Source organism: Streptomyces africanus, from assembly GCF_002150735.1.
GTDB classification, from domain to species: Bacteria; Actinomycetota; Actinomycetes; order Streptomycetales; family Streptomycetaceae; genus Streptomyces; species Streptomyces africanus.
Genome location: NZ_MUKA01000675.1, coordinates 1 through 705, shown reverse-complemented (window position 1 = coordinate 705; position 705 = coordinate 1). Strand labels below are relative to the sequence as shown.

Here is a 705-nt window from a genome sequence, read left to right as displayed (position 1 = left end):
CTCCAGGGCGAGGACGTCGGGACGGGCGGCGGCCAGCACCTCCAGGCGGGGGCGGTGGAAGCGCTCCAGCTCGCTGGTCGTGAGGCCGTAGCGCCCCCGGTACTCGGAACCGTCCGCGAGCATCGCCCCGTACGGGCCGGCCGAGGCCGCCACCCACAGCGGGCGGGAGACGCGGGCGAGCCGCGCCGCGTCCCGCGCCAACTCCACGCTGAGCGCCATGAGTTCGGCCGCCCGGTCGTGGTCGATGCCGCGCTTGGCGAAGCCCTCGAACGTGGCCTGGTAGCTGGCCGTGATCGCCACGTCCGCGCCCGCCCGGAAGTACGCGAGATGCGCCTCGGTGATCGCCTCCGGCTGTTCCGCCAGAAGCCGCGCCGACCACAGCTCGTCGCTCAGGTCGTGCCCGGCCGACTCGAGCTGGTTGGACAGGCCGCCGTCGAGGACGACCGTCCCGGCGGAGAGGGCTTCGGCGAGGGTGAGGGTGCTGGTCATGAGGACGACCGTAGTCGAGACCCGGCGGCGGACCCCAGCCGATTGTGTCCAGTCCATGAACAGGTCGCCCAACATGTGGGACGACGGGATACGATCACGGCCCTCCCCCTCCGCTCGTCAGGAACCACCATGACCGTCCCCAGCCCCGCCGAGACCGCCGAGACCGCCGAACCCGCCCCGGCCCCCCCGCCCTGCCGCACCTTCGGCCTGGCCGCC

1 protein-coding gene is annotated in these 705 nt (G+C 73.6%); it reads right to left on the bottom strand.

Annotated features, from left to right (window positions below; genetic code table 11):
- A partial coding sequence (gene mmuM / locus CCL05_RS43315) for a homocysteine S-methyltransferase (RefSeq protein WP_086565913.1) occupies window positions 1–489 on the bottom strand: 489 nt, incomplete at its 3' end.
- Window positions 490–705 lie beyond the last annotated feature (216 nt).